Source organism: Pectinatus cerevisiiphilus, from assembly GCF_004341685.1.
Taxonomy (GTDB): domain Bacteria; phylum Bacillota; class Negativicutes; order Selenomonadales; family Selenomonadaceae; genus Pectinatus; species Pectinatus cerevisiiphilus.
In genome coordinates this window covers 66,734-91,621 of the sequence record NZ_SMAA01000007.1, presented here as the reverse complement: position 1 = coordinate 91,621, position 24,888 = coordinate 66,734, and the positions used below count along the sequence as shown (strand labels likewise).

Sequence of the window (24,888 nt, the reverse complement as noted above, 5' to 3'; positions counted from 1 at the left end):
CATGTCAAAACTGAAAAATCCGGTTGCTCTTATTATAATGGACGGATGGGGAATCGGTGCTGCCGATGATCCGAATAATGCCGTGATCCAAGGCCAAACGCCTGTTATAGATAAACTCTTTAAAAATTACCCGCATGCTAAACTGGCATGTTCTGGTGAAGCAGTGGGTCTTCCTGATGGGCAGATGGGTAATTCAGAAGTAGGGCACATGAATATGGGCGCAGGAAGAATAGTATACCAAGAATTAACCCGTATTACTAAAGCTATACGTGAAAAAACTTTTTTTACTAATCCTGTGTTTTTAGATGTTATAAATCAAGTCAAAAAATCTGGTGGGGCATTGCATTTGATGGGGCTCTTATCAGATGGAGGAGTACATAGCCACCAGCAGCACCTATATGCACTTCTTGAACTTGCTAAAAAGAGTGGTCTCAAAAAAGTATATGTGCATGCATTTTTGGACGGACGTGACGTACCTCCTTCCAGTGCAGCAGGTTATATTGCTAAGTTGGAAGATAAGATAAAAGAAATAGGTATAGGAACTATTGCTACTGTAGCAGGCCGTTACTACGCAATGGATCGTGACAAAAGATGGGATAGAGTTGAAAAAGCCTATAATGCTATTGCAAAGGCACAAGGAAACCAAGCCCCAAATGCTTCAGAAGCGATAAAGGCATCTTATGATGCCGGTAAAACAGATGAATTTGTTGTGCCAACAGTTATTGTTGCATATAAGGGAATGCAAGATGGTGATGGAGCAATTTTCTTCAACTTTAGGCCTGACCGGGCGAGAGAACTCACACATGCGTTTACAGATAAAACTTTTAGTGGATTTACCCGCGGTGATGCTATCAAGTTAGTATTTGCAATGATGACGCAGTATGAAAAAGGGATGAATGCCCAAATAGCTTATAAACCGGAAAAGCTTACTAATACTTTAGGTGAAGTTATTTGTAAGAATGGATGTAAGCAGCTGCGTATTGCCGAAACTGAAAAATATGCACATGTGACGTTTTTCTTTAATGGCGGTGTCGAACAACCTTTGCAGGGAGAAGACCGGATTTTGGTACCATCTCCTAAAGTGGCAACATATGATATGCAGCCAGAAATGAGTGCTATCGAAGTTACAGATAAAGTAGTGGCCGCAATAAAATCACAAGAATATGATTTTATTATCTTAAATTATGCTAACGGTGATATGGTTGGGCATACAGGAATTTTACCGGCTGCGGTAAAAGCTGTGGAAACTGTTGATACGTGTGTAGGACGTTTTGTCGATGCTATCAAGTCAGTTGGCGGTACGGTTTGCATTACAGCAGATCATGGTAATGCTGAAAAAATGCTTGATGCAAAAACTAATGAACCTTTTACAGCACATACCACAAACCCAGTTCCTTTTATTGTCGTTAACGATAAAGTAAAAGCAGTTCATGATGGTGCTTTATGTGATATTGCACCAACATTGCTCAAGCTTGCTGGTATTCCTATACCGCCGGAAATGACAGGGAAACCACTCATTAGTTAATTGATGGCGGATAGGCTGGACATATAAGGCGGATATATATTATTGTTTAGTGGAGATATTATAGTAAAGAGAGGAATATAGATATGATTTATTCAGAAGAAGTCAGCAACATGACATGTGTTGCCAAAGGTGTTGAAAATCACGGTCCTGCGCCGATTCCTGAAGAAGGGAAATGGGTACAGTCCAAAGAAATAAAAGATATAAGTGGTTTGACCCATGGTGTTGGCTGGTGCGCACCTCAGCAGGGTGCCTGCAAATTGACACTAAATGTAAAGGATGGCATCATCCAGGAAGCTTTGATAGAAACAGTAGGCTGTTCAGGGATGACCCATTCGGCAGCAATGGCTTCTGAAATTTTACCAGGTAAAACAATCCTGGAAGCACTCAATACTGACCTTGTTTGCGATGCGATAAATACTGCTATGCGTGAACTGTTCCTGCAAATTGCTTACGGCAGAACACAGACAGCATTTTCTGAAGGCGGTCTTCCTGTTGGCGCAGGTCTTGAAGATTTAGGTAAAGGCCTTAGAAGCCAGATAGGTACAATGTATGGTACACTTAAAAAAGGTTCTCGTTATTTGGAAATGACTGAAGGCTATGTAACAAGAATAGCTTTAGATAAAAATAATGCTATCATTGGCTATGAATTTGTTAATCTTGGCAAAATGATGGAAATGATTCATGATGGTGTACCTGCCCAGGAAGCTATGGATAAAGCCAAGGGTTCCTATGGTAGATTTGCTGAAGCCGCAAAATATGTGGATCCGCGTAGAGAATAATATAAGGGAACGGGAAGGAATGAGCGAGTATGGCATTATTTGAAAGTTATGAACGTCGTATAGATAAGATCAATAAGGTATTGAGTGAGTATGGTATTTCCTCTATAGAAGAAACAAAAAAGATTTGCGATGAAAAAGGTATTAATGCTGCTGAAATAGTAAAAAGCATTCAGCCTATTTGTTTTGACAATGCTTGTTGGGCATATACTTTAGGTGCTGCTATTGCAATAAAGAAGGGCTGTACTAAAGCTGCTGATGCAGCAAAAGCCATCGGCGAAGGCCTGCAGGCTTTTTGTATACCGGGTTCTGTTGCCGATCATAGAAAAGTCGGACTGGGACATGGTAATCTGGCATCAATGCTTTTATCAGAAGATGCCCATTGCTTTGCTTTTTTAGCAGGACATGAATCCTTTGCTGCAGCTGAAGGTGCTATTGGTATTGCTGGTAAAGCCAACCGTGTCAGAAAACAACCGTTGCGTGTTATTTTAAATGGTCTTGGTAAAGACGCAGCGCAGATTATTTCTCGTATTAACGGTTTTACTTATGTGCAGACACAGTATGATTATGCTACTGGTAAACTGAACGTTGTAAAAGAAATAGCTTATTCTGATGGTGTTCGCAGCAAGATTAAATGCTATGGTGCTGACAGCGTACAGGAAGGCGTTGCTGTTATGCATAAAGAAGATGTAGATATTTCCATTACAGGGAATTCGACAAATCCGACAAGATTCCAGCATCCTGTAGCAGGTTGTTATAAAAAAGAATGCATCGAAAAAGGTAAAAAATATTTTTCTGTTGCATCTGGCGGCGGCACAGGCCGTACTTTACATCCTGATAATATGGGAGCGGGTCCTGCTTCATACGGTATGACTGATACAATGGGTCGTATGCATTCTGATGCACAATTCGCAGGTTCCTCCTCTGTTCCAGCACATGTTGAAATGATGGGCTTGATCGGTATGGGGAATAATCCTATGGTTGGTGCGAGTGTAGCAGTAGCAGTAGCAGTTGAAGAACATTCGAAATAGGAATAAGAGTGGTAAAGGTGTGTAGGAGGTAATACCTCCTATACATCTTTTTAAGTTGGCATAGCACTTTATATGTATGACAATTTATGATACAATATACGTGCAGTATTATAAAAATGGGAAGAAATATTTTAATTAGGTGGGGGTTTTATGTTGAAAAAAACTAAAATTATCTGTACTATGGGTCCTAATGTTGACAAAGATCCAACAATTCTCGAAGACATGATCAAAAACGGGATGAATGTTGCTCGTTTTAATTTCTCACATGGTGATTATGCAGAACATGACAAACGTATCAATTTGGTGAAACAGACTGCTCGTAAATTAGGCAAAACGATTTCTTTAGTGCTGGATACAAAAGGACCAGAAATGCGTTTAGGTGAGTTTGCCGGTGGTAAAGTATTTTTGAAAAAAGGTAATAAATTTACTATTACTAACGATGATAAAATTGGTGATGAAACACACGTATCAGTAAATCATAAGAATTTGTACACAGAAGTTAAACCTGGCAATATTTTGTTGCTGTCCGATGGCTTAGTAGCACTTCGTGTTGATGAAATTTCTGGTAATAATATCGTTACAACAATTCTTAATGATGGACCGATGAGCACACGTAAACGTGTAGCTGCACCTGGTGTATCACTTGGTTTACCAGCTGTTTCCGAACAAGATAAGAATGATATCATCTTTGGTATCAAACATGATATGGATTTTGTTGCTGCTTCTTTTATACAACGTGCTGATGATGTAGAAGAAATACGCAGTCTTATCGAAGAAAATAACGGGCATATGGAAATTATCCCTAAAATCGAATGTGCCGAAGGCGTTAAAAATATTGATTCAATCATTGCAGCAGCTAACGGAATCATGGTTGCCCGCGGTGACCTTGGTGTAGAAATACCGGCTGAAGATGTTCCTCTTATTCAGAAGGAAATCATTAAAAAATGTAATAAAGTAGGAAAACCGGTTATTGTTGCAACCCAGATGCTTGAAACAATGACAACGAATCCTCGCCCAACACGTGCTGAAGCATCCGATGTAGCTAATGCTATTTTTGATGGTACTGATGCGATAATGCTTAGCGGTGAATCTGCTAATGGTGATTATCCAGTAGAAGCCGTTAAAGTTATGGATTCTATTTCTAAGCGCGTTGAATCAGCTCTTGAATATAAACATATCTTTATAAATAAAGGTTTTACCCGTCATTCAACAACTACAGATGTCATTGCACATGCTACAGTTCAAATGTCTTATGAACTTGGCGCTGCAGCTATTATTGCACCTACCGAAAGCGGTTATACAGCTCAGATTGTATCTAAATACCGTCCGGAAGCAACTATTATAGCTTACACACCAAATGAAAAAGTAGCTCGTCATCTGAATCTCCGCTGGGGTGTAATCCCTATCGCTGGTTCGGATTGGGATGATGTAGAAGAAATGATCACTACTGCCTCTACTGCTGCTATTGAAAAGGGAATAATTAAACACGGAGATAAGACAATTATTACCTCTGGTGTGAAATTCGCTGAAGGCAATACAAGCACCATTCGTATTCGTACAGTTTGATTATCCGTATTTACTTGGGATAATAAGCATAAGGTGTGCATTAACGCTGAGATATTATTATATCTCAGCGTTTTGTTATTCATGCAGGAAAAATAAAAACTACCATCGCTATAAATTAAACTGTCCCTGCTAATTAGCCTTTATGGGTAATTAGCAGGGACAGTTTGAAACGATGATAGTTTTATTTTTGGATGTTTTTATTTTGCCATTAAAGCAGCAATTTTATTGGCCATTTCAGCTGGATTATCAGGCAGTATGCCTTCGATCAAAAGAGCCTGGGTATATAATAATTCACAGTAGTTCTTGAACTCAGTATTGTCTTTACCAAGATCGTGTACTGCTTGCAGACGGGTGAATAGTTTATGATGTGGATTTATTTCTAAAATACGTTTAGCTTTGAACATAGGGTTATTGGCTTCAGCGAAAGCTTGTTCCATTGAAAAACTAGGACCTTGTTCATCAGCAACAAGGCAGACTGCACTGGATTTTAAGCGATTGCTGATTTTAACGTCAGCAACTCTTTCGCCAAGGCTTTCTTTGATGTCCTTGATAAGATTTTCGTTCTTTTTGGCAATATCTTCGTTTTCCTTTTTCGCCTGCTGGGATTCAACATCATCAAGACCGAGATCGCCGCGGCTTATTGAATGGAATTGTTTTCCTTCATATTCACGGAGTGCTTCAATAGCAAATTCATCAACATTGTCAAGCAGATAGAGAACTTCTATATTTTTGTCGCGCAGAAGTTCCATCTGTAGAAGGCTGTCAATAGCCTTGCGATCTTTACCGGTGGCATAATATATTTTCTTTTGGCTTTCCGGCATACGTTCCAGATATTCTTTAAGTGAGCTCAGACCTTTGCTTTCATCTGATGTGGCAAAAAGCAGTAAATTTTTCAATTTATTTATCGTGTCGTTACCGCTGTACATGCTGCCGTATACGCCTATTTTAAGTGATTTACCATATTCGGCCCAGAACTTTTCATACTTTTCACGATCATTTTTAAGCATGCGTTCTAATGTTTTTAAAATGCTGTTTTCTAGATTGCGGCCAATTGTTTTTAGTTCACGGCTCTGCTGCAATAGTTCACGGGAAATATTTAAAGAGAAATCCGGAGAATCAACAAGTCCCTTGACGAAACGCAGATATTCCGGTAACAAATCTTTGCAATTATCCATGATAAAGACATGGCGTGAATATAATTGCAGACCTGGTTGGTAATCTGTATGATAAAGATTAAATGGAGCATGTGCAGGGAAGAAAAGCAGTGAAGTATATTCGATAGTACCTTCAGCTTTATTGTGTAGAACTTCCATAGGATCTTCCCAATCGTGGAAAAGATTTTTATAGAATTCGTTATATTCTTCAGGTTTTATTTCTGATTTATTTTTGGCCCATAGCGGCTGCATTGAATTTAAAGTACGGATTTCATCGCGTTTGATTTTTTCTGCATCTTTTATTTCTTTGCCGTCTTTATCTTTTGGTGTTTCTTCTACGACAAATTTCATTTTTATAGGATAACGTACATAATCTGAATATTTTTTAACGAGACTTTCTATTTTGTTAGTGTCAGTGAAATTTTCTTCTGCTTTATCACCATAGAATTCAGGCAATAATGTCAGGGTAATGGTGGTGCCACGTCTTTTTTTATCACATTCTTCAATTGTATACGATCCGTCACCGGTCGATTCCCATTTATAAGCTTGATTTTGTCCTGCTTTGCGGGTTACCACTGTGATTTTTTCAGCTACCATGAAGGCAGAATAAAAACCTACACCAAATTGGCCGATAAGTTCTTTTCCAGAAACAGCGGCATTACTTTCCTTCGCGTCCATCATTTTCTTTAAGAAAGCCTTGGTACCGGATTTAGCTATTGTACCGATATTTTCAATAAGTTCTTCCTTAGTCATGCCAATGCCGTTATCAGAGATAGATAACGTATGTGATTTTTCATCTGGAACAAGAAAAATTTCATAATCGTCATCGCCTTCTAATAAGTCTTTATTAGTAAGGCTTTCAAAATGGATTTTATCAATGGCATCGGAAGCGTTAGATGTTAATTCACGTAAAAATATTTCACGATTTGTATAGATTGAATGGATCATCAAATCAAGTAATTGTTTAGTTTCTGCTTGAAATTCATGTGTTTCTTTCGACATAATTCAAACCCCTTCATTAATTATTACTTTGTTAGCACTCATTAACAGTGAGTGCTAAGAATTACTTTTACTATACAACGCTTTAAGAAAAAAATCAATACTTTAGGAAAAGTTCATTATATCTAACATATAAATACGAGTGTTGTGATAGGTAAATCGGTTTTATTTTTTATTGTAGTTTTATATGATATTAAGGAAGGGCAGGTTGTATTTGTATAATTTGGGAAGAATAATGCTATTATGTATTTGCCATTATAGAAGAATTCAATTATAATGTATATGAATTTACTTATATTTGAATAATGACTGATGAGAAGGTTTTTTATTCCAGCTGAATATATTTTCTAAATTCGGCTGTGCCGTTGTATTTAGACGGATTTGAATAAAAAACCCTATTTGTTTTATCGCTTAGAAATCAGTTGGTCTATATACAGGGGGATAATATGAAAATACGTGGCTTTGAAGTCGTGACTGCTTATAAAGAAAAAAAAATTATTCTGCCTGAGCGAAAAACAGATAAGAGTGCAGGTTATGATATAGCTTGTGCACAGGATGTTGTCTTAAAGGCGGGAAAAGTGACCATTGTTCCTACGGGGCTTAAAGCATATATGCAAGAAGATGAATATCTGGGTATTCATATCAGATCGAGTATGGCTTTAAAAAATTCGTTGTCATTTATTAATGGGCAGGGAATAATCGATGCTGATTATTATAATAACACCAATAATGAAGGACATATTATGCTGGCAATTTTTAACCATGCCGCTACGGATTTAGCGGTAAAAAAAGGAACACGGTTGGCGCAGGGTATTTTTTATAAATATCTTATGATTGATGGAGACAATAGAAATAAGGGCCTTGTCCGTCAAGGCGGTATAGGTTCTACGGGAGTTTAGTAATGGAAGATTTAGATCTTTTTTCTTATGCTGCTCAAAAGGCTGAAAATGGCAGCAAAAAAAATAATAGGCCATTGGCAGTGAGAATGCGTCCTAAAAATTTTGCTGAATTTATCGGGCAAGAGGAGTCTGTCGGTAAAGGGCATTTTCTACGTGTGATGATTGAAAATGATAATATTCCTTCTTTGATTTTGTTTGGTCCGCCTGGTACAGGAAAAACTACATTGGCGCAAATGATAGCTTCGATGACAAAAAGTGATTTTAAACAGCTTAACGCAGTTTCTTCTGGTATTGCGGATATACGCAAAATTGTAGAGGAAGCTGATCAACAGCGAAAATTTTATCAGAAACGGACAATAATTTTTATTGATGAAATACATCGGTTCAATAAGGGACAACAGGATGTTTTGCTGCCTTATGTCGAAGATGGCAGACTGATCCTGATTGGTGCTACTACGGAAAATCCTTATTTTGAAGTCAATCATGCATTATTGTCACGTGTACGTGTAATCAGACTGCATTCTTTGACGGATGCGCAGATGATCAAAATCATGAGACAAGCATTGGCAGATAAAGAGCGTGGCCTTGGCAGCTTGCAAGTCACTTGTACAGATAAGGAATTGCAGATAATAGTCGCTGTTTCTTCAGGTGATGCGCGTGTGGCATTAAACCTTTTAGAACAGGCTGCAATAATAGCGGATGCAGAGAAGACCAACATCACAGAAAAGATTTTGCAAGAAATAGTCGGTGAAAAGATACAGTCTTATGATAAAAATGGGGATAATCATTATGATACAGTGTCCGCTTTTATAAAAAGTATGCGCGGCAGTGATCCAGATGCAGCCATTCATTATTTGGCGAGGATGCTGGAAGCGGGTGAAGATGCTAATTTTATTGCCCGGCGAATTGCTATTTGCGCAGCTGAAGACGTCGGCAATGCTGAACCGATGGCGCTGGTTGTAGCAATGGCTGCCGTGCAGGCTGTACAGTTCGTGGGAATGCCAGAAGCCCGTCTGCCCTTGGCGCAGGCTGTAACATATATAGCTTCCGCACCAAAGAGCAATGCTTCTTATATGGCTATAGATAAAGCTCTTGCGGATGTGCGTAGTGCACAATGCGGCAGTATCCCCGCCCATTTAAAAGATGCGCATTATAAAGGAGCACAAAAATTAGGACATGGTATCGGTTATAGATATCCACATGATTATGAAGGACATTTTGTAAAACAGCAATATATGCCTTCGGCACTTGCTGGTAGGAAATATTATAATCCTAGCGACAATGGCAAGGAGAAAAATATAAAAGAATATTTGCGGGAACATCAAAATTCTTTGCACAAATAATGTGCTAACTGTTATAATATATAGTAAACATATAATATTAGTAGAGTTTTCGTTTTGCTTAGGGCATTTGGTTTTAATAAGGTGTGAATGGAGGAAGATATATATGAAATTGTCGACGAGAGGACGCTATGGTGTTACCGCTATGTATGAATTGGCACTAAACTATGGCAAAGGGCCTTTGTCATTGCGGACTATTGCTGCTAAACAGGATATTTCCGATAATTATTTGGAGCAGCTTATCTGCGCGCTCAGGAATGCTGGTCTTGTTAAAAGTACACGGGGAGCACAGGGCGGATATGTACTAACAAGGGATCCAGCTGAGATTACTATCGGTGATATAATAACTATAATGGAGGGGCCTATTGCACTGGTGGATTGTTTGCTTAATGAGGCAGATTCCAGCAATCAGATTTGTAAAAAAGCAGAAAAATGCGTTACCCGTGGTGTATGGGAGCGGGTATGCCAAAGCATCAGTGAGGTTTTAAACTCGATTACGCTGGCCGATTTATGTGAAAACAGTAGAAAAACAGCTATTTTGGAGAATAGTATAGTTGAAGCATAGATTTTCTTAATTTATTGTGCGTTATCGGGATGGATACAGGGATTTCCTGTTATCCATCCCTTATTAATTTTATAGCAGGTGAGAGAATTGGTGGAAAAGAAGAAAATAGCCGTTGCTATGAGCGGCGGGGTGGACAGCTCAACAACGGCTGCCATATTATTGGACAAGGGATATGATGTATTTGGTGTTACGATGGTATTAAGTGATGAAGGGAGAGGTTTTACTAAAGAGGATAGCTATGATGAATTGAGCTCAGTCAAGGATGCGCGTAAAGTTTGCAATATGCTGGATATCAAGCATTACGTCATGGATCTTAAAGATGTATTTGCCAAAGAAGTAACAAATTATTTTGTGGATGAATATATGTCAGCACATACACCTAATCCTTGCGTGCGTTGCAATCATTACATAAAGTTTGGTCGGTTGCTCAGTGAATGCCTGAAGCTGGGCGCTGATTATATGGCTACCGGCCACTATGTTACAATAGAAAAAAATGAAGCGGGAAGATATTTGATCAGGCGTGCTGCTGATACACATAAAGATCAGTCTTATGTGATGTATCATTTAGAGCAGGATGTACTTAGCCATATAGTTTTTCCGTTGAGTAAGTTTACTAAGACACAGACGCGCGAAATGGCGCGATCATATAATTTACCAGTGGCAAATAAAAAAGAAAGCCAGGAAATATGCTTTATACCAAATGATGATTATAAAGCATACTTACGAAATCATGCAAAAATGCATTTTGAACCGGGCGATATTGTCGATGTGCACGGTAATGTATTAGGCAGGCATGATGGGTTACCTCTCTATACGATAGGCCAACGGAAGGGATTGGGGATTGCAGCAGCTGAACCTTTATATGTAGTAAGGCTTGACAGTGATAAAAACCAAGTAATAGTCGGTGGCAATAAAGATGTTTTCTCATTGGGCCTTATGGCAAAAAATTTGCATTGGATTCCTTTTGATAGTTTGGAAGGGCCGTTGGAAACGAATGCCCAGATTCGGTATGGAAAAAATGTGTGCAAAGTAACAGTGTATCCATTGGCAAATAATACTGCAAAGGTTATTTTTGAAAAACCGCAGAGAGCTGTTACACCAGGGCAATCAGTAGTTTTCTACGATGGAGATATCCTTCTGGGCGGCGGTATAATAACAGAACCTTTGAAATAAGATTTATTTACCGTTGACAGCTTGAAAGGCAGCTTGACATTTTAATTTTTTACTTTTATACTGGAAACAGGCAAAGGTGCTTATCATGAGTGATAGGTGCCTTTTTTTATTGCATAATAATTTAAAAGTAAAATAATGGAAAGATGTTGTTTTATGTAGTCTGGATGTCTGAGTTTAATTATTGTCTTTAAATAATAGCATGGAGGAAAAATATGTCTGCAAAAATAATTTCAGCGGCAGAATGTCCAGTTGCTGAGTGGGGTGGCGGAACCACTACACAGTTATATATTTGGCCGCATAATTCACAGTATAAAGATAGAAGTTTTAAATTGCGTCTGAGTTCAGCTACAGTGACCACAAATGTATCCCAATTCACGGAATTGACAGGGATAGACCGCATTTTGATGAGTTTGGATAATGTAATTACACTTATCCATAATGGTCAGGAAACAATTAAATTGATGCCCTTTACAGCTCATTTTTTTGATGGTGCAGATAAAACAATCAGTTATGGGTGTTGTACTGATTTTAATGTTATGCTCAAACATGGAGCTTATAAAAATGCTGAACTCTTTACTGATGACAGCAAAAATTTTGTTTTGGAGACAGATTGTGATTATTTTATATATGTAGTAGCAGGAAAGTATAAAATTGTAGATGGGTGTAAAGAACTTACTTTGTGTGCGGGGAAATTACTGCACTTGGATGGTCATTCGGCAAGCACAGTAATAAGTACCGTGGAGTCGGCAAAAATTGTTATTTGCAAAATTGAGTGGTAAATATATTTTAGATATTTTATTCTAAAATATATTAGAAAGCGCACTATCTTTGCTGTATAATAAATATATTAAGTATTAATATTAATATATGAATTATTATATTAATAAAAGAGAGGATAATATATGGGAAAGAATATTGAGACTTTTGAACAATTGACAGTCATGTTGAAATTTATTGCGGATACATCACCTACGTATAAGAAAATTGCCATATATATAAATGATAATTACTTACAGATCGTTTTTATGACAACTAATGAATTGGCCGAACAGGTGGGTGTTAGTCAGGGAAGTATATCAAGGTTTTTTATGGCACTCGGCTACAGGGGATATAATGATTTTTTGCAAAACTTGCAGAATATAGTAAGTAAGGAATTAACGGCACCGAAAAGGCTGCAATTTACAGAAAAGCATGGGATTAAAGATAAATATATGCATTCTATATTTGATAATGAATTGGCAAATATGGAAAAACTCGGTAGTATAATGGAAACTGATGAATATAAGAAAATAGTAAGTATGCTTGCTTCCAGTAAACCTTTAATTTTATTATCAGCACGGATGTCGTCAACCATAGTCCCCTATGTACAGTATATTTTGAATAAAATGAGAGGGATGGTTTATAAATATACACCGTCGTCACCGCAATGGGATACAATAGAGCTTGCTGATCCGGAAAATGTGAACATATTAGCTGTAATGATGCCACGGTATCCGCGTGTTCTTGTGGAAAAGTGTCAAAGGTTAAAAGAAAAAAAATTCCATATATACGGTGTTACTGACAGTGAATTTTCACCACTGATGGAATGTAGTGATGCCGCTGTATGTGTACCGCTTACCGTATCGTCAATTTTTGATATTTATAGTACACCTATGATTTTTTTCAATATACTTTTGCGTGATGCTGCTAAGGAAATTCCGGGAATATCAAAACGAATGGAAGATATAGAAAAGATTGAACTGGAAAATAAAGTTTACTATTGACAATTAGAAAATGAAATTTTATAATAATTACATTAGATTAGAAGCAAAGATGCTTTATTCATTTTGAATAAGGCATTTTTTTTATTATCAACTGAATGATTTATTTATTATATTAAAATATAAATGAAATAATTCAACAAGTAGCTTAATAGGGGATGATGCTGTGTGGTTGAAAAAGTTGACGAAAAGAAAATTTTAATAAATAGTGAACGTTTATTGGCTAGAATTGAAGAAATGTCACAATTTGGATTGGATGAGAAAACAGGTGGGATAAACAGGCAGCTGGGTAGTCAGGCTGATAAAGATACACGTGAGTGGTTGAAAACTATTTGGGAAAAGGATATAGGGTTAAAGGTTACAATTGATGCTGCTGCTAATATGTGGGGAAGTTATGGTAAGCACCTTAGTGACAGGCCTATTGTTTTTGGTTCACATCATGATAGTGTGCCGAACGGTGGGAAGTTTGATGGAGCACTTGGTGTATTGATGGCAATGGAAGCGATGCAGTCGATAAGAGAAAGAAAAATAAAAACACGACATCCCCTTGAAATAATTTCTTTTACTGGTGAAGAACCAAATAGTTTTTCTGTTTCTACATTAGGCAGTAAAATTTTATGCGGGCGGGTAACTCAAAAAGATATAAATATATTCAGTGACCGAGATACGGGACGACCTTTAACAGAGGCAATTGATTGGCTGGGAGGGGATAGCAGGCGAATCAATGAGGCCAGATTGAAAAAGGGAATGATGACGGCGTTCTTGGAATTTCATATCGAACAAGGACAGAATTTATACCGTAAAAAATTGGCAGTGGCAGCGGTAACTTGCATTACTGGTATTTATAGAGAGAGTATAACAATAAAGGGTGAAGCAAATCATGCAGGTACAACGCAGCTGCAAGATAGGCACGATGCATTATGCGCAGCGTCAGAATTGTGTTTATCAATTGAGCAGTTAATGGCGAAGTTTAACGCACTTTCGGTAACAGTAGGGCATATGCAGATAAAGCCGAATGCTTCAAATATTATACCCGGTGAAGTGTATTTTACTATAGATTTGCGTACAGCTTTTCCAGCAGAACGAGAAGAAGCATTATTGTTATTGACAGAAAAAGTAAATGAAATAATGAAAAAACGAAACGTGCAGATAATTCGTAAGTTAAATCTTGACCAACCGGAAATGCCAATGAACGAAACTGTAATCGACGCTGTGGTAAAAGCTATGCAAGAAGAAGGGCAACCACCGGTAAAACTTGTAAGCATGGCTGGACATGATGCAGCCAATATGGCTAGATTGACTAAAGCCGCTATGCTCTTTGCACAGAGCGTTGGTGGTTACAGTCATTGTCCGCAAGAGTATACTGCACCGAGAGAGGTGATTATAGCAGCGCAGGTTTATCTTGATACATTATTGATTTTAGATAAGGAGTTTGAATAATGTCGATAAAAATAATAAAAGCAGCAGCTATCTTTCTTGAAGGAAAACTTGTAAAAAATTTGGCGATAGCAGTAAATATGCATACTGGTAACATCGAAAAAATAGATGCTGAAGAAAAATTAGGTAAAGAATATAACGATGCGCTAAAGGAGGATTGGGGCGGGCTTGTTATTGTTCCAGGCAGTATAAACGCACATAATCATAGTTTTCAAAGTTTGTTGCGCGGCATAGCAGCAGATCGGCCTTTTCTGGAATGGCGAGATAATTCACTGTATAAATTTTCACCGCGTATGCGATTACAGGATATTTATACAGGGGCACTATTTGCTTTTACGGAGATGCTGAAATGTGGAGCAACAACTGTAGCTGATTTTTTTTATCTGCATCAATTTGGCAGCGAAAGTGATGAAGCAGTTATTCAGGCAGCAAAAGATTGTGGGATTAGATTGGTTCTTGCCAGGACAATGTATGATTGGCAGGGTGCACCTTCTGGTTATGTGGAAGATGTGCAGACAGCGGTTAATCGGACGGAATCCCTCATGAAAAAATATACGGGGGGAATGGTGAAAGTTTTACCTGCACCACATAGTCTTCATGCTGCTTCACCAGAAATGATTAAAGCTGGGTATCATCTCGCCCAGAAGTATAATTCACCATATCATATTCATGTAGCAGAAGAAATGTTTGAAGTAGAACAAGTAAAAAAAGAACACAATGGTATGACGCCATTACGTTATCTTGATTATTTAGGTGTAGTTGATGCACATATGTCAATAATCCACGGAGTGTGGCTTAATGAAGACGAAGTGAAGATAATGGGACAAAAAGGAGCACATCTTATTTACTGTCCATCAAGTAATATGTTTCTTGCCGATGGTATCACAAATATTCCAGCGTATATGGCAGCTGCTGTACCTATAGCATTGGGTAGTGATGGAGCCTGTGGCAATAATCGCATTAGTGTATTTGAAGAAATGCGCATGGTATCAATTCTGCAAAAAGCTGAAACGTGTAATGCGCTTTGTGTCAATTTTCATGATGCATTTAAAATGGGAACAGAAAATGGTGGTACTGTATTGGATTTACCTGTCGGTAAAATTACAGTAGGTTGTAAAGCCGATTTTGTTGGCATATCTGTGCAGGATTTTTCTATGCAACCATTGACTAAAAAGGGACAACAATTCCTGCCAAATCTCGTCTATTCTATGCAACCAACAGCAATCAAGCGCGTTGCTGTAAATGGAAAAACAACTGTTATGCAGGGGAAATTAGTAAATATAGCAGAAGAACGTATACTGGAAGAAATAGGAAAAACAATGGAGCATCTTGAGGCAGTATAAAGTATTGCTAAAATTTTATGCAGTCGTTGATTATGCAAAAGGGTAATTCATTATCAAATAAATAATTAATTGGGGAGGTTTACATATGTATTTGACAAAAGAAGAGGAAAAAATGCTGGATGGTGTTTATGGAAAAGGAACACAACTGGCTATGAAAATATTGGTCGCTATAGGGGAAGCTTATGATGCTCCTAAAATGGTGCCTGTAACGCGTACTCATGTAGCGCTTAGTAACCAGGAGGCCGATCTTTGGTTTGCTGAAAAATTAGCGGATGGCGGAGCAAAATGCCGTGTACGGCCAACAGTGAATCCGAGTTTTAATTTGGAACAGTTTCAGGCAATAACTAATATAGACAGCGAGGATGAAAAAATAGTCAAGCGCACGCATGCCGCTTATGTAAAACTAGGGGCAATAATGACTTATGACTGTACGCCTTATTTAGAAAGGAATGTACCACGGTTTGGTGAAATCATTTCATTTTCCGAGTCAAGTGCTACACCCTTTGTAAATTCTGTTTATGGTGCCCGCTCTAACAGAGAATCAGCACAGAGTGCATTGTGCAGTGCTGTTACAGGCGTAACACCATATTATGGTTTTTTATTAAAAGAAAATCGGGCGGGACAGGTGTTAGTGCATGTAGAAGCTGATATGGAAGATGATTTTGCTTATCAGATGCTTGGTTATTTTGCACCAAAAAAAATTGGTTTTGCTATACCAGTATTTGCCGGATTAAAAAATCCCAGCAAGGAGGCTTTAATGAATTTAGGTGCGCAGCTTAATACAGGTGGTAATGTAGCTCTTTACCACATATTGGGTTTTACACCGGAAGCTCAAACTATGGAGGATGCATTCCAAGGGAAAAAACCACAACGTGAAGTAACTATCACAAATGCTGATCTAAAATCTATGCGCGAAGAAATATCTGATAAAAGCGGTAAGATAGATTTTGCTTTGTATGGGTGTCCTCATTTTACGATTGATCAGGTATGTGCTATTGCTGAACTGGTGGATGGAAAAAAACTGGCGGTTCCTTTGTTTATCATGACCTCTGCCTTGACGCGCAATTTGGCAAAAAAAATGGGATATATGGACACAATAAGGGCAGCAGGTGGTGAAATAGTAGAAGATACTTGTATGGATCAGCCATGCTGGAAATTTTTATATGGCAAAAAAGGAATAACAGATTCTCCCAAATGTGCTTATTATACCAAAAGACGGGATATGCAGTTTGTTATAGCACCGCTTAAAGATAGCGTGCTCGCAGCATTGAAAGGGGAATATTAAAATGGAAAAACAATATAAGTGCCATAAAATATCAGGTGGTAAGGTGAGTGGAGAGTTGCTTTTTTCGAAAGATGGAATGTGTTTTTATCTTATTGAACCTAAAAATGGTAAGATTATAGAAAAAGAACACTGCTTATACGGACAGTCAATTGCTGGTAAGATTTTAGTATTTCCTTATGGTAAAGGCAGTTCTGTAGTACAAGCAGATGGCATGTACCAGTTGAAAATGACAGGTATGAATCCCGCGGGCATGATTGTCGTAAATGCTGATACAACCTTGGCGGCAAGTGCAATTATTTTAGATGCACCAATGGTGAATAAGATGGAAGAAAACTTTTATAAAGATTTGCACGATGGTGATATGGTGGAATTAGATGCTGAAAATGGTATTTTAAGAAAACTATAGGCAAAAATTGCATAGAAGATGAGGTGAAGCTAATGAATCGCCTGCTTGTAAAAAATTTGGCTGAAATTGTTACTCCACTTGGTAAAACCGCATTGAGAGGAAAAGCAATGCAGGATGTCAAGGTTTATAAAAATGCGGCTGTTTATTGTGAAAATGGAATAATAAAACTGGTTGGAATAGATGAGCAAGTATTGTCAAAGTTAGATGGTATAACAGATATACAAGTACTGGATGCGCAGGGGAAATGTGCAGTACCAGGATTTATAGATCCACATACCCATTTTTTGTTTGGCGGTACCCGTGCTGATGAATTTATTTCACGGCTTGAGGGTATCCCCTATATGGAGCTGTTAAAAAGAGGCGGCGGTATAGTTAGTACTATGCGACAGACACGGCTTATGACAGAAACGGAGCTGTACAATACTGGTAAAAAAACTCTTGAAAATATGCTAAGGCAAGGATTTACGACAATAGAGGGTAAGAGTGGTTATGGGCTTGATAGAAATACGGAGCTTAAAATGCTGCGGACAATGAAAAAATTACGCAAAGATATGCCAGTTACCTTGAAAACAACTTTTTTAGGAGCACATGCCGTACCACCAGAATTTGCGGATAGGTCAACTGATTATATAGATTTTATAATAGAACAGGTACTGCCGATAATAAAAGAGGAAAATCTTGCGGAATTTTGTGATGTATTTTGTGAAAAAAATGTATTTACAATAGATGAAGCAAAAAAATTGCTTTTAGCGGCAAAAAAAGCAGGTATGAAACTTAAAATTCATGCCGATGAAATAGTGTCAACGGGCGGAGGCAGTTTGGCTGTAGAAATAGGTGCAATAAGTGCCGACCATTTATTGTCTGTTACAGATGCGGATATAGAAAAATTGGCAGTGAGTGATACGACAGCGGTATTATTGCCCATGACAGCATTTTGTATGCGTAAAGAATTTGCTCCAGCTCGCAAAATGATAGATAAAGGCTGTATAGTAGCTTTGGCGAGTGATTTCAATCCGGGCAGTTGTTATTCATATGCAGCGCCTTTTATGCTTGCACTTGCTGTGATCAGTATGCATATGACGATTAATGAAGCACTCACGGCTATTACATTAAACGCAGCAGCGGCGGTGGATGCTGCTGATGTTATTGGCAGCATAGAAAGTGGTAAAAAGGCGGATATTTTACTTTTAAGCAAACCAGATTACCGATTTTTGGTTTATTTAACGGGAATAAATATAGTTGAGCATGTGATAAAAGATGGCAAAATTATATTTTAGAGTAAAAATAAAGGAGCAAAAATAAAATGGTACAGGCAATGACGGAAATAAAATTGGATAATATTTTTCCTGATAAACCAGTATTTATAGAAGGAATACGCAGGGCACCAAGCAGAGGATTTCACTTGACGCAAGAGCAGACAAAAGTTGCCTTAAAAAATGCTTTGCGTTATTTGCCGGCAGAGCTGCATGCAAAAGCAGCTCCAGAATTTTTACAGGAATTAAAAACATATGGCCGTATATACGCTTATCGGTGGAGGCCGCAGGGGCGGATATATGGGAAACCAATAGATGAATATAAAGGTAACTGTATAGAAGGAAAAGCTTTTCAGGTCATGATAGATAATAATCTTGATTTTGAGGTAGCATTATATCCTTATGAATTAGTTACTTATGGTGAAACAGGCAGTGTATGCCATGATTGGCTTGGTTATAGGCTTATTAAAAAATATTTGGAAATATTGACTAATGAACAGACACTGGTAATAGAATCTGGAATGCCACTTGGTCTTTTCCCTTCAAAACCGGATGCACCGCGTGTTATAAACACTAATGCTTTGATGATAGGGATGTTTGATAATGAAAAAGATTGGGAAATAGCCGAAGAAATGGGTGTTGCAAACTATGGGCAAATGACGGCTGGTGGTTGGATGTATATAGGACCGCAGGGAATCGTTCATGGTACTTATAACACATTGTTAAATGCAGGACGTATGCATCTGGGTATTTCTAATGATGGAGATTTGCGCGGGCATTTATTTGTAAGCTCTGGCTTAGGCGGAATGAGCGGTGCTCAACCAAAAGCTGTAGAAATAGCTAATGGTGTTGGCATAATTGCCGAAGTAGATTATTCACGTATAAAGACACGTCTTGAGCAGGGCTGGGTCGGTGAATGTTATGATGATCTTAATAAAGTTTTTGCAGCGGCTAATAAGCATTTACGGGATAAAACAACTATTTCTATAGCGTATAATGGTAACATTGTTGATCTTTTAGAATATGTGGTGAAAAATGATATCAAGGTTGATTTGATGAGTGACCAGACTTCATGCCATGTAGCTTATGAAGGTGGCTACTGTCCGCAGGGGATAAGCTTTGAAGAGCGTACCCGTATGCTGGCGGAAGACAGAGAAACGTTTAGCAAGCTTGTCGATAAAAGCCTGCGCCGTCATTATGAATTGATAATGGCATGTGTCAAAAAAGGAACATATTTTTTTGATTATGGGAATTCTTTTCTTAAAGCAGTTTATGATGCGGGTGTGAAGGAATTATCAAAGAATGGCATTGATGAAAAAGATGGTTTTATTTTACCGTCTTATGTAGAAGATATAATGGGACCGCATCTTTTTGATTATGGATATGGCCCATTTCGCTGGGTATGTCTAAGTGGCAGACATGAAGATCTAGTACAGACAGATAAAGCAGCGATGGAGTGTATAGATCCAAAGCGCAGATACCAGGATAGAGATAATTACAACTGGATCCGTGATGCAGAAAAAAACAAAATGGTGGTAGGAACACAGGCACGCATTCTTTACCAAGATGCTGAAGGCCGTATTAAGATTGCGCTCAAGTTTAATGAGCTGGTTCGCGAGGGTAAAACCGGACCGATAATGTTGGGACGCGACCATCATGATGTCAGTGGCACTGACTCACCGTTTCGGGAAACTTCCAATATTAAGGATGGCAGTAATGTGATGGCTGATATGGCAGTACAGTGTTATGCGGGCAATGCGGCTCGCGGTATGAGCCTTATTTCTCTCCACAATGGTGGAGGTACAGGTATCGGCAAAGCTATAAATGGTGGTTTTGGGCTGGTACTTGATGGTAGTGAACGTGTTGATAAGATTATAAAATCGGCTATACTTTGGGATGTGATGGGGGGCGTTGCCCGTCGCAGCTGGGCACGTAATCCGCACGCAATAGAGACTTCTGTAGAGTTTAATAAAAAGTACGCCGGTAAAGGGCATATAACAATTCCTTTTATTGCTGATGAGGATTTAATAACAAAATTAGTAGATAAGATGTTTATTGAGAAGTGATTTTGTATAATATAGAAGATAATATATAAAAAACCAGTTGTTATTGTATGTTAAAAATATAATAGCAGCTGGTTTTCTATTATTGGAAATGGAGGAAAAAAGAAAAAGCTTATTAAAAATTAGCATTGACAAATATTTGAATATGTAATATATTTGAACATGTTCAAGGAGGGAGGGGAAGTTTTGGAAAAATCTGCTAATAATCAGACAGGCAATGTATCCGCAAGGATTTTGGCAATGGCTAAAGCCCTTTTTGTTGAGCAGGGCTATAAAAAGACAACGATTCGGCAGATTGTGGAAAAATCGGGTATCTTAACAGGCAGTATATATCATTTTTATAAAAATAAAGAAGCTATTTTTCGAGAAATAGTACTTTTAGTAGTGAAGCAGAACACAGTACTTATTAATAAATATTTTGCTGATGAATCGCCTGCTTTTAAATATGCAGCTATGAATGTGATAAGTATAAAAGCTGCTGATGTCAATGAATTTATCAGAGAGTCTTATTATGAAGGATATACATCGAATGCAATTTTTGAGCAGATTGTTGAGCATGTGACGGATACAACAGAAACAATGTTTAAGGAACGCCAGCTTCATTATAGTAGACAAGATTATTATGTCAGAAATCTACTTATCAGAGGAGCGCTACGTAGCTGTGCGGCAAAACTTTATTTTAAAAATGATGAAGTATCATCTAAAAAATGTTCTGATATGTTAGTGGAGATGTCTTTATCATTATTTGAATATAGTAAAGATGAAATAAGGACTGTATTAAAACGTCTGGAACAATTAGATGGGCGTCTAACGAGTATTGCCCATCAATTGATCAGGGATTCAGTTAAGCTATAATATGCTAAAATAATAGGCATGTAGATACGCACTCTACAGTATTGGTAATCAGGTTACTTTATGAAATTATTAATACTTGGTAGAGTGTATTTATATATAATTTTGTTGAACATGTTCAAAAAAGGGGAAAGAGCAGTGAAAAATAAAATACAAGATAAGAAAGTTATATGTATAGCAGTATTAGTAATTATTTTGTTAAATATATGCGGTTGCGGATCACAGGAAACCGCTGAAAATGAAATATGGGGAAGAGCAGATGCCAAAGAAATTGATGTCAATTCTAAAGTGGCAGGCAGAGTAGTGCAACTCTTGGTCAAGGAAGGCGATACAGTAAAAGAAGGACAAGTATTGGCTTATATAGATAAGAGAGATTTGGTAGCGCAGCGGGAACAACTTGTGGCAAATATACAGTCGTTGCAGGAACAAGAAGAACAAGCTTCTGCCCAAAGCTCGTTAAATGGGGGAACAGTATATTCTTCCTTGGATATGGCACAAGCAGGGCTCAAACAGGCTAAAACGGAACTGGATCTTGCTAAGAGCGATTATGACCGTTTTTCCAATCTGGTTGAATCTGGTGCTATTTCCCAACAGATGTTTGATGAATACAAGACTAAATATGAAGCGGCGCAAGCTACTTATATGCAAGCTTCATCTGCGGTAGATAAAGCAAATGCAGGTTTATTGCAGACCGGCGTTGATAAAGCAAATGAAAATGTTGTAGATAAAAAGATCGATCAAGCTAAAGCTGCATTGCAGCAATTGGATGTCCAATTAGATGAAACAACTATAAGAGCGCCTTTTGATGGTGTCATAACAGAAAAATACATAGAAGAAGGGTCAATGATATCATTAGGTACGCCACTTGTTGCTGTCCAAGATCCAACTGATAACTGGGTTGATTTCAAGATACCAGAAACAGAGCTTTCCAAATTCTATGTGAATCAGGATCTTAATTTAATTGCCCGTGACAATACTACCCAAGTGAGCGGGACAGTATCAGATATCAGTAAAAAAGCTGACTTTGCCACACAGCGTGCAACTAGTGAACGCGGTGACAGTACTGATATAATAAGCTTTAATGTAAAAGTTCAGGTAAACTCGGATAAACTGCGCCCTGGGATGAGGTTCAAGTTAAATGGTGGCGCTGCATCATGAAGTTAAAAAAAATAATTCGCGACGAATTTGCCCTCCTTTTTAAGGGCAAATTTCCTATCGCATTGTATTTTTTTATTGTACCGATTCTTTTTTCTGTATTGTTTAGTATGGTTTATGCCCAAAATAGTGTAAAGCATATTCCTTTAGTTATTTTTGACCAAGAAAATAGCTCTATCAGTAGGCAATTAGTTCAGATATATAATGATTCGGAAAAATTTACGATTGTTGATTATGTGCCAGACCAAGAATCTTTTGAGGAAGATTTAGCAACAAATAAGGCATTAGTCGGACTTTCTATCCCACCTGATTTTACGAAAAAAGTAGAATTGGGGGATGCAAGTAATCTGTTATTGGTAGTTAATTCTACTAATAATTTATTTGGTAATGTTGCTCTCATGTACAGTAAGCAAATGAATCAGACCTTTTCTATTGCCATATCGCAGAAACTGTTTGAAGCGGGCGGAATATTGCCTAGCCAATCAATGAATCTGGTCTATCCAATACACATGGGTTTACGCGTATTGAATAATCCTGTCACAGGGTATAAACCATTTATGCTGCCAGGATTGATGCTGAATGGTTTGCAGATAGGCATTTTACTGGCAGTAGGACCGTTGCTGGTGCGGGAATATAAGTCTAAAAAATATGGGAAAGAATATTCATCGTTGTCTTTATTGATAGGAAAAACTATTCCATCCTGGATTTTAGCTGTGCTGTCTTATGTAGTTTCTATGACGGTATTGTTTTTTATTATGGATTTACAAATAGCACATAAAGTAATTGAGTTACTTGCTATAGGTGTAGCGTTCAGTTTTTTTGTCATTCAGGCAATGTTCTTTTTTTCGTCTATCAGTGTGGATGAGGTTTTTTCATTACAGGTTCCACTTGTTTATTTGATGCCTGGATTACTTTTCAGTGGTCTGACATGGCCAGATTTTTTGATGACTTCATTTGGGAAGTTTTTTTCCAGTTTGTTACCAATAAGTTATGCCGCAGTTAATTTAAGAAGTGTGTTATTTTCGGAATCTGATCCGTTTTTGTGGCGTGATGTATCCTATATGCTTTTGTTTGGTTTATTGGCAGCAGCAGTGACGCTAAAGATATTTTCTTTTAGAAGAAAAAAGTCTTATGTGAAGGGATGAAAAGATGACATTTTGGCAAATAATAAAACGAGAGCTTCATCAGATTTTCATAGAGGATTCTAGACGGGTAACATTTTTGTTTGGTGCAGGGATAGCATATCTGCTTTTGTTCGGTGGTTTGTATTACAATAGTACTGTTACACATATCCCTCTCGTCATTTGTGATGAAGCGCAGTCGAGCCTTAGCCGGCAATTAGTACGCAATCTTGATTATGATGAAAGATTTAAAATAGTTGCTGAGGTGACATCTGAAGAAGAAATGCAGCGTCTAATCAATGAAAAAGTAGTATATGCTGCTGTTGATATACCGGCTGATCTTTCTAAGAAGGTTAGGACGGGGTCCTATGCGACAATACTGTGTATGGTAGATGGGAGTAATCTGGTCACTACAAGTGCTTCCAGCATAGCGATGATGGATAGCATCCAGGATCTTTCGAACAAGGTAGCAATAGAAAATGTTTCTTTGAAAGCAGGACTCAGTTATGAAGATGCAAAAAAGAAAGTTGAACCGGTAGAGTGTAATCTGCGTGTCTTGGGGAATCCGACACAAAGCTATCTACAATTTTTTGTTTTAGGGTTGGCAATGATTGCTATGCAGCAAGGGTTGTTTTTTTCTGTTGGGGCATCCATCCAGAAAGAATATACATTGGCAAAATTTAAGCTGCTAACAAAGAAGATTAATTTTGATAAACTGTTAGTAGTAAAATTTTTAATTTATTGGGTGATGTCAATGCTGGCGTTTGGTGTCATTACTTTATTAGCAAGAAATATTTTTTACATAACTAATAAAGGATCTCTGTCTTCTACCCTACTGCTAAGCGGGACTTTCTTTTTCACGGCAGTTTCACTGGGCATGTGTTTGTCAGCTATTTTTTCCAGAGAAATATATTTTGTAAGAGCAGCGCTTATTTATGTTGTGCCGGCGTTTATATTGTCTGGATATACATGGCCGCTCGAATCCATGGATCTATATTCAGGTACACTGGCAAAATTTTCTCCCTTTACGTATATGGGCAACAGTATCAGAAGGTTGTTTTTTACCGGGACTTTGACTGACATGTGGCAGACTTTGTCAATCCTGGCTTGCATGGGAATCTTTTTCCTTGTTGTCTGTAGGTTTATGTTTAGGCGAAGACTACGTAAATGGCAATAGTCCTATTT

General features: G+C 37.9%; 21 protein-coding genes. 20 read left to right on the top strand and 1 reads right to left on the bottom strand.

Annotated elements, in window-relative coordinates; translation table 11 throughout:
- Nucleotide 1: 1 nt before the first annotated feature.
- The 4 genes from gpmI (at nucleotide 2) to pyk (ending at nucleotide 4,898) form a co-directional block, all read left to right on the top strand.
- Nucleotides 2-1,525: a 2,3-bisphosphoglycerate-independent phosphoglycerate mutase gene (gene gpmI / locus EDC37_RS06250; RefSeq protein WP_132549073.1), complete on the top strand. Its 1,524-nt coding sequence runs from the start codon at nucleotides 2-4 to the stop codon at nucleotides 1,523-1,525.
- An 83-nt stretch (nucleotides 1,526-1,608) separates the two neighbouring features.
- Nucleotides 1,609-2,304 carry an iron-sulfur cluster assembly scaffold protein gene (locus EDC37_RS06245; protein ID WP_132549070.1) on the top strand — a complete coding sequence of 232 codons (696 nt, stop codon included), beginning with the start codon at nucleotides 1,609-1,611 and terminating at the stop codon, nucleotides 2,302-2,304.
- A 29-nt stretch (nucleotides 2,305-2,333) separates the two neighbouring features.
- Entirely contained in the window at nucleotides 2,334-3,332 is a 999-nt protein-coding gene (locus tag EDC37_RS06240) for a GGGtGRT protein (RefSeq protein WP_132549067.1), read from the top strand.
- A gap of 150 nt (nucleotides 3,333-3,482) precedes the next feature.
- A complete protein-coding gene (pyk, locus tag EDC37_RS06235; protein ID WP_132549064.1) occupies nucleotides 3,483-4,898 on the top strand; it encodes a pyruvate kinase in 1,416 nt (471 codons plus the stop codon).
- 197 nt (nucleotides 4,899-5,095) lie between these two features.
- Here pyk and htpG read toward each other — a convergent pair whose 3' ends face one another.
- A complete protein-coding gene (gene htpG, locus EDC37_RS06230) occupies nucleotides 5,096-7,054 on the bottom strand; it encodes a molecular chaperone HtpG (RefSeq protein WP_132549061.1) in 1,959 nt (652 codons plus the stop codon).
- Between the two features lie 443 nt (nucleotides 7,055-7,497).
- Between htpG and EDC37_RS06225 the strand changes: the two genes are divergently transcribed.
- The 16 genes from EDC37_RS06225 to EDC37_RS06150 all read left to right on the top strand — a co-directional run bounded on the left by EDC37_RS06225 (nucleotide 7,498) and on the right by EDC37_RS06150 (nucleotide 24,880).
- Nucleotides 7,498-7,950, top strand: coding sequence for a dCTP deaminase/dUTPase family protein (locus tag EDC37_RS06225; protein WP_132549058.1), 453 nt, complete (start codon nucleotides 7,498-7,500; stop codon nucleotides 7,948-7,950).
- Between the two features lie 2 nt (nucleotides 7,951-7,952).
- Nucleotides 7,953-9,293 (top strand): replication-associated recombination protein A, encoded by a 1,341-nt coding sequence (locus EDC37_RS06220; RefSeq protein ID WP_132549057.1) that lies wholly within the window; start codon nucleotides 7,953-7,955, stop codon nucleotides 9,291-9,293.
- Nucleotides 9,294-9,396: 103 nt separating this feature from the next.
- Complete coding sequence (locus EDC37_RS06215; protein WP_132549056.1) at nucleotides 9,397-9,855, top strand: RrF2 family transcriptional regulator; 459 nt, start codon at nucleotides 9,397-9,399, stop codon at nucleotides 9,853-9,855.
- A 90-nt stretch (nucleotides 9,856-9,945) separates the two neighbouring features.
- Nucleotides 9,946-11,028 (top strand): tRNA 2-thiouridine(34) synthase MnmA, encoded by a 1,083-nt coding sequence (gene mnmA, locus EDC37_RS06210; RefSeq protein WP_196589909.1) that lies wholly within the window; start codon nucleotides 9,946-9,948, stop codon nucleotides 11,026-11,028.
- Between the two features lie 212 nt (nucleotides 11,029-11,240).
- Entirely contained in the window at nucleotides 11,241-11,807 is a 567-nt protein-coding gene (locus EDC37_RS06205) for a HutD/Ves family protein (RefSeq protein WP_132549054.1), read from the top strand.
- Between the two features lie 123 nt (nucleotides 11,808-11,930).
- The gene (locus tag EDC37_RS06200; protein ID WP_132549053.1) at nucleotides 11,931-12,791 is read left to right on the top strand and encodes a MurR/RpiR family transcriptional regulator; all 861 of its coding nucleotides are present in this window, start codon (nucleotides 11,931-11,933) and stop codon (nucleotides 12,789-12,791) included.
- A 165-nt stretch (nucleotides 12,792-12,956) separates the two neighbouring features.
- Nucleotides 12,957-14,228, top strand: a complete 1,272-nt coding sequence (locus EDC37_RS06195; RefSeq protein WP_132549050.1) for a Zn-dependent hydrolase — start codon at nucleotides 12,957-12,959, stop codon at nucleotides 14,226-14,228.
- On the top strand, nucleotides 14,228-15,568 hold the full coding sequence (locus EDC37_RS06190) for an amidohydrolase family protein (protein WP_132549047.1): 1,341 nt from the start codon (nucleotides 14,228-14,230) through the stop codon (nucleotides 15,566-15,568). The genes EDC37_RS06195 and EDC37_RS06190 overlap by 1 nt, the downstream gene beginning before the upstream one ends.
- 85 nt (nucleotides 15,569-15,653) lie before the next feature.
- Nucleotides 15,654-16,853 carry an aconitase X catalytic domain-containing protein gene (locus EDC37_RS06185; protein ID WP_132549044.1) on the top strand — a complete coding sequence of 400 codons (1,200 nt, stop codon included), beginning with the start codon at nucleotides 15,654-15,656 and terminating at the stop codon, nucleotides 16,851-16,853.
- Nucleotide 16,854: 1 nt separating this feature from the next.
- On the top strand, nucleotides 16,855-17,259 hold the full coding sequence (locus EDC37_RS06180; RefSeq protein ID WP_132549041.1) for an aconitase X swivel domain-containing protein: 405 nt from the start codon (nucleotides 16,855-16,857) through the stop codon (nucleotides 17,257-17,259).
- A gap of 32 nt (nucleotides 17,260-17,291) precedes the next feature.
- The gene (hutI, locus tag EDC37_RS06175; protein WP_132549038.1) at nucleotides 17,292-18,536 is read left to right on the top strand and encodes an imidazolonepropionase; all 1,245 of its coding nucleotides are present in this window, start codon (nucleotides 17,292-17,294) and stop codon (nucleotides 18,534-18,536) included.
- A 26-nt stretch (nucleotides 18,537-18,562) separates the two neighbouring features.
- The gene (locus EDC37_RS06170) at nucleotides 18,563-20,578 is read left to right on the top strand and encodes a urocanate hydratase (RefSeq protein WP_207900818.1); all 2,016 of its coding nucleotides are present in this window, start codon (nucleotides 18,563-18,565) and stop codon (nucleotides 20,576-20,578) included.
- A 183-nt stretch (nucleotides 20,579-20,761) separates the two neighbouring features.
- Nucleotides 20,762-21,430: a TetR/AcrR family transcriptional regulator gene (locus tag EDC37_RS06165; protein WP_165874471.1), complete on the top strand. Its 669-nt coding sequence runs from the start codon at nucleotides 20,762-20,764 to the stop codon at nucleotides 21,428-21,430.
- A gap of 135 nt (nucleotides 21,431-21,565) precedes the next feature.
- Nucleotides 21,566-22,585 carry an HlyD family secretion protein gene (locus tag EDC37_RS06160; protein ID WP_243642173.1) on the top strand — a complete coding sequence of 340 codons (1,020 nt, stop codon included), beginning with the start codon at nucleotides 21,566-21,568 and terminating at the stop codon, nucleotides 22,583-22,585.
- Nucleotides 22,582-23,727, top strand: coding sequence for an ABC transporter permease (locus EDC37_RS06155; RefSeq protein ID WP_132549034.1), 1,146 nt, complete (start codon nucleotides 22,582-22,584; stop codon nucleotides 23,725-23,727). Before EDC37_RS06160 ends, EDC37_RS06155 begins: the two co-directional genes overlap by 4 nt.
- A 4-nt stretch (nucleotides 23,728-23,731) precedes the next feature.
- The gene (locus EDC37_RS06150) at nucleotides 23,732-24,880 is read left to right on the top strand and encodes an ABC transporter permease (RefSeq protein WP_132549032.1); all 1,149 of its coding nucleotides are present in this window, start codon (nucleotides 23,732-23,734) and stop codon (nucleotides 24,878-24,880) included.
- Nucleotides 24,881-24,888 lie beyond the last annotated feature (8 nt).